Genomic DNA, 4,577 nt, shown 5'->3' on the forward strand with positions numbered 1-4,577 from the left:
ATTGATGACAACTGGAGGGCCGCGGATGGCGTTGGCCAGCCACATTTCGCCGCCGAACAGGGCCTCATAAGAAAACCTGAGTCCTTTGTATCTGGGGGATTCAAACCAGATGGTGTCGCCCTCCCGCACAGGTTTGAAATCGCTTCCTGGCAGAGGGTTGGATAGTTTTCCCAGCTGATCCCTGACGAGTTCAAGTGCCTCGCGGCGAGCCTCGGCCTTCCCGATGGCGTCGGATGTTCCATTTGACCTGCCGAAATCTTTAGTCTCGTCCCCGGGGTCTCTGAACCTGGGGTCTACTCCGTCCTTCCCGATTGAATCGAATGGGCGGATCGGCTCAATCGGCCGTATTTCTATCGGGTGCACGCCCATGCCGGCCGCAGTGATCTGATGCAGGCCGGTGCCTTGCGTCATTATCAGCAAGGCAGCTATGAGAAATTTTTTCGAGAGACCGTTCATTAGCCCCCAACCCTCCTGATACTACAACGCATAGACAAGGAGGTCCAGCTGACGCAATTTAGTAAGTTGGCGGTGACTTACGCGAATGTTGGTCTGCAGGGTTAACGTCGGTGGCGAGGGCCTTTGCGCCCGATGCGCTTAACATAGCGACCGTTAATACGAACCCACTTGGCCGTTATCTAAAACAATGAAAACACAGGCAATCGCACCATCCCGCGCAGCCGCCGTGAGGGTCGTGCACAAGATGTTTCTAACATGCCAATTGACAACTCAGCAAAATCGTAATGGGGTTGTAACGGGGTCTTGCTTCCACACATGATTTAGATCGAGTTACTCCACCTATAGTGGGACACGAGCTGGTCGAGCGTGTCGACTTATCGTCGAGCAAAGTCGGAGGATTTAAATGTCATCCCCTGCCCCCGCAGCCGGTACCGGCAACCCTGCTCCGGCTAAGCCTCCCGCTGTGCAGAATGCGCCGTCGCCAGGGCAGGATTTGCAACTCAATGTATTGCTGATCCTGTTGCTCGGCGCTTATTGCGTTCCGATCTTCGCCGTGACGGTGTCTTCCGGGTGGCAAATCTGGGACAGCACCAACGGCAAAATCGGCGCCCATACCGTCGAATTCCTCCTCGCGGTCGCGTCTGACCAGTCCCGCTATGCTGGCTCGATCAAAAACCTGCTGCTTCCTGTCGCCACGGCGATTACGGCCGCAAACTACAAGAGTGTTAACTTCATTCGGTGGGGGCTATTCCTTTTCCTCATTCCGCTGACTGGCGTGTTTGCCTGTGTCGCCAACGCTCTGATGTTCGACGTTGCGGTGGAAGCGATCGGGGAAGAAGCAAGGAAATCCGTGGCGTTGATATCGAGCATGTTTCTCGAGACGGCGACAACGCTATCCGGATACGTCATGATGCTGGTCGGCTTGAAAGCTACAAAATGACTGAGGACCGAATGGTTGCGCATCGAGCAAGACTCCTAGGCCTGCTAAGTGGGATTGGAGCCCTCACCCTTATCACATCCTGGTCCCCCGCCCTCGCTGAGGACCGCATTACGATTCAATATTCTGTCAGACCGGCGTCCGAGGCCAAGCAGGGCGGCATCAATCGAGATTTCCGTACAGACCCTGTCTTCACGGAGCTTTCGGAGGCGCTCAAAACTTCGGAAGTGCGGTCAGGGGATGTCGCGAGCCAGCCCTTCGCAGCTTTTGTGAAGTGGAACGACAACTCGATCAGCTCGTTCCCCCTGTTCCTGGTGGCAGCTTTCGAAAAGCAACAGGTCGAAGTAGATTTCTCCCACGTCANACCGAGGACACTGTGACGTCGATCGTCACGATAAGTTGCGTCAGCAGATCGCCGGCTAGTATCGAAGATGCCTTCGACATAATGTCGTCATGTGGGGCGGCAACTCGGTGGCTTCGCAGCACAGACCACAATTTCTCGCCCCTGACCATGAAGGCCCTTAGTTCTTGGTTGATTGCTAACAGGTTCTTGTACGTGAAGAAGAATGGAACCATACAATTCAGCCCATATGGGCTGGAGCCCGACTTGATCGATGCGCTCAAGGAGGTTGCCGACAAAATGGATGAAAATCCCAAAAAGACAAAAGATTTTCTCCCTCTGAAACGCAGCGATATTGCCAATACCCTTAAAGATAAGAACGAGGAGGCTGTGAGAATTGCGGCCTTCGTGCCAAGCCTGGTGAAGGACGGCCGCTTGCCGGAAGCCTTTTCGGCGAACAAGGTCGCGCTTCAAGCTTTCGAAAAGTTATCTGGGGGCGACTCCTCGAAAGTCATCGTCAACGTCACGCGCGACATTCTGAAGAACAATGCTGACTACATAGCCACCCTCGCTCAGCAATCGAAGGTAGAGTTGCATATGTAGAGTCGGCGTGCGGGCGTCCCGAAGCTCGCTGCCCTACCAGCACAGCAGTCGCCTAGCAGGTTGATGAAAAAGTCCCGGAGATACCCGTTTTGAATCTGGTTCGTGCCCCGTCTGATTCTGACACGTTTCGTGAACAAAACAGTGTTTCAACAGCCGGAGCCCAGAGGACCTAGCTAGGGCTGCCCGGTTCGACCTAGGATAGTCCTTCGCAAGACCCCATTCGGTTCTGTGCTGGTCGGGTGTAATGCCGAGCAAACCCAGATAGCGCTTTTAGTCGACTTGAACTTGCGTCCACCCTCAAGGCTCGCCATGTATTTAGGGCTGCCGGGAGAGCTGCAAGACCTGAACTCCCTGTGATACGCTTCTCCTCAAGGTGATTGAGGTTGTTACCAGTCCACCGCTTGCATTCAACCGGCTGGTATGGTCCAGCGGAGAGGTAATGCCCATGTCGCATAACCTATGCGAATAAGTCTTCCTCCGAAGAAGACCTTCAAATCCGTCCGCAAGGCCAGCTATCGACGCCACATCTCCGTATGACGTGACGGGCTCGCCCGTCGAGTTCGCTCCCCTCCTATGTTTGAGCAATACGCGCTCAATGGCACAATTAGGCGTGTGTTGGCTCTAGCTTTGAGTTTGTTTTCTGGGGACATTGGTGGGTAAAAAATCGAAGTGAGACCCCCAATGCCCAAGATGCCTCGGTCCGGCCAGCGCGTAGGCTTGGCACCAATCGCAGCGGCTCCACGGCCGATATTGGTTGATCGGTCCGGCGAAAATTGTCGGATCCGGACCTTGCGACAAGTTGAAGTGGACGAGCGCTTCACTCGCTGGCTTGCCGATCCTGCTGTTGCCGCCGGGTTGAACATGCCCGGTGCGGCAATGGGGCTCGATTGGTTTCGCTCCTATGTCGGCACCTTTGACAACGTATGGCGCAACTTGCAGGCAATCCGGCTGCTCGACGACGAGCCGATTGGCTTGATCATGACCGAGATCGATCCCCGTCATCGCAACGGGTCGCTGCATCTCATCATCGGGGACAACGCACAACGAAGGCTCCAGATTTCATTCGAAGCAACTCGCCTCGCGATCTGGCATATGTTTGTCGAACGCAAATTGGAAAAGCTGACGTTCGAGCCGCTAGCTCGGAATCAAGCAGCAGTGATGGCCTGCCGACTTGGAATGCTGCGCCAGGAAGGCGAACTATTGTCTCACCGACTGGACGCAAAAACGGGCGAACGCCTCGATCAGTTGATCTTTGCGTTGACCCTGGAGGAGTTCAAAAAGCGCGTGCGGGCGATTCCGACCCTTCCGGTTTTTGAGGGGCCGGGATTGTCACGCAACTTTGTGCGCGATGCAGCCAAGTCGTTCGGTCGCAAACCAACTTAGCCCGCTAGAAGTGGTACGAAATTCCGAAATTCAAGGTGCCAAAAGACGGCTTGAACGTCACCTGGTCGGCGCCATTGCCACCGACATGGACGTCACTGAACAAATAGTGGACGTACTCTGTCTTCAGAGACCATTGAGGAGCGAACGCGTATTCGACACCTGCACCAAATGCACCGCCGACTTTAGTTGTGTTGACGTGATCGGTCCCACCGAAAATCCCGGTTGTTGACGAGGAAGCTGCTATGCGGGCGACGGCAATGCCGCCGGTGCCGTACAGCAAAAACTGATCCGACGCTAAGAAACCTGCTCGTGCGCGTGCAGATGCTACCCAAGTCACATCGTAATTGTACGAGTGGGTCTTTCCTCCGAAAATCGGGTCGGTGACGATCTGTGACGAGTTTTGATCGTGAAAACCAAGGAAATCGAAATTTGCCACGCCGCCGTAAACAAACTGGCCAGCCTGCCAATCGTGGCCAGCGTATACGCCACCTATAAATGCTGTGTCGTTAAAATCCGAATTGCTTGTTGATGGAGCCCCATCAAAGCCGGGGCGCGAGAAACCGGCCCCCAGCTCTGCGCCCGCATAATATCCTGTCCAGTTGCCGTCCTGAGCATTCGCCGGTGCAGCCAGAGCAGCCAGAACGACTGAAGCATAGAAGATTTTGATCATGAATCATCCCACCCCGTTGGTTCGACCATAATCGATATAGCATTGAAATGCTGTAGTAATGCCGTCACAGTCGCCGCCGATATGTGCTGGAGTTCGGAGCGGCGATGTTAGTCGGGCCGGCAGGAGGGCAGCTCCGTTGTCCTCATGCAGCCCTGCCTCATGGCTGGCTCCCGCGACACGTTAGGCGG

5 protein-coding genes are annotated in these 4,577 nt (G+C 55.0%); 3 read left to right on the top strand and 2 right to left on the bottom strand.

Features of this window, described 5'->3' with window-relative positions; all coding sequences use genetic code 11:
* Positions 1–456: hypothetical protein (locus X742_RS01000000171080; RefSeq protein WP_032925114.1), on the bottom strand; the 456-nt coding region annotated here is incomplete at its 3' end.
* A gap of 403 nt (positions 457–859) precedes the next feature.
* On the opposite strand from X742_RS01000000171080, the gene X742_RS140770 reads away from it, so the two are divergent.
* The 3 genes from X742_RS140770 (at position 860) to X742_RS140755 (ending at position 3,719) form a co-directional block, all read left to right on the top strand.
* Positions 860–1,396: a hypothetical protein gene (locus tag X742_RS140770; protein ID WP_031248778.1), complete on the top strand. Its 537-nt coding sequence runs from the start codon at positions 860–862 to the stop codon at positions 1,394–1,396.
* A gap of 604 nt (positions 1,397–2,000) precedes the next feature.
* A complete protein-coding gene (locus tag X742_RS1000000174545) occupies positions 2,001–2,336 on the top strand; it encodes a hypothetical protein (protein ID WP_156939489.1) in 336 nt (111 codons plus the stop codon).
* A gap of 789 nt (positions 2,337–3,125) precedes the next feature.
* The gene (locus tag X742_RS140755) at positions 3,126–3,719 is read left to right on the top strand and encodes a GNAT family N-acetyltransferase (RefSeq protein WP_198019281.1); all 594 of its coding nucleotides are present in this window, start codon (positions 3,126–3,128) and stop codon (positions 3,717–3,719) included.
* 4 nt (positions 3,720–3,723) lie between these two features.
* Here X742_RS140755 and X742_RS1000000171805 read toward each other — a convergent pair whose 3' ends face one another.
* The gene (locus X742_RS1000000171805; protein ID WP_023775523.1) at positions 3,724–4,389 is read right to left on the bottom strand and encodes an outer membrane beta-barrel protein; all 666 of its coding nucleotides are present in this window, start codon (positions 4,387–4,389) and stop codon (positions 3,724–3,726) included.
* Positions 4,390–4,577: the final 188 nt, after the last annotated feature.

This window comes from Mesorhizobium sp. LNHC229A00 (assembly GCF_000502415.1).
In the GTDB taxonomy this organism is placed as follows: domain Bacteria; phylum Pseudomonadota; class Alphaproteobacteria; order Rhizobiales; family Rhizobiaceae; genus Mesorhizobium.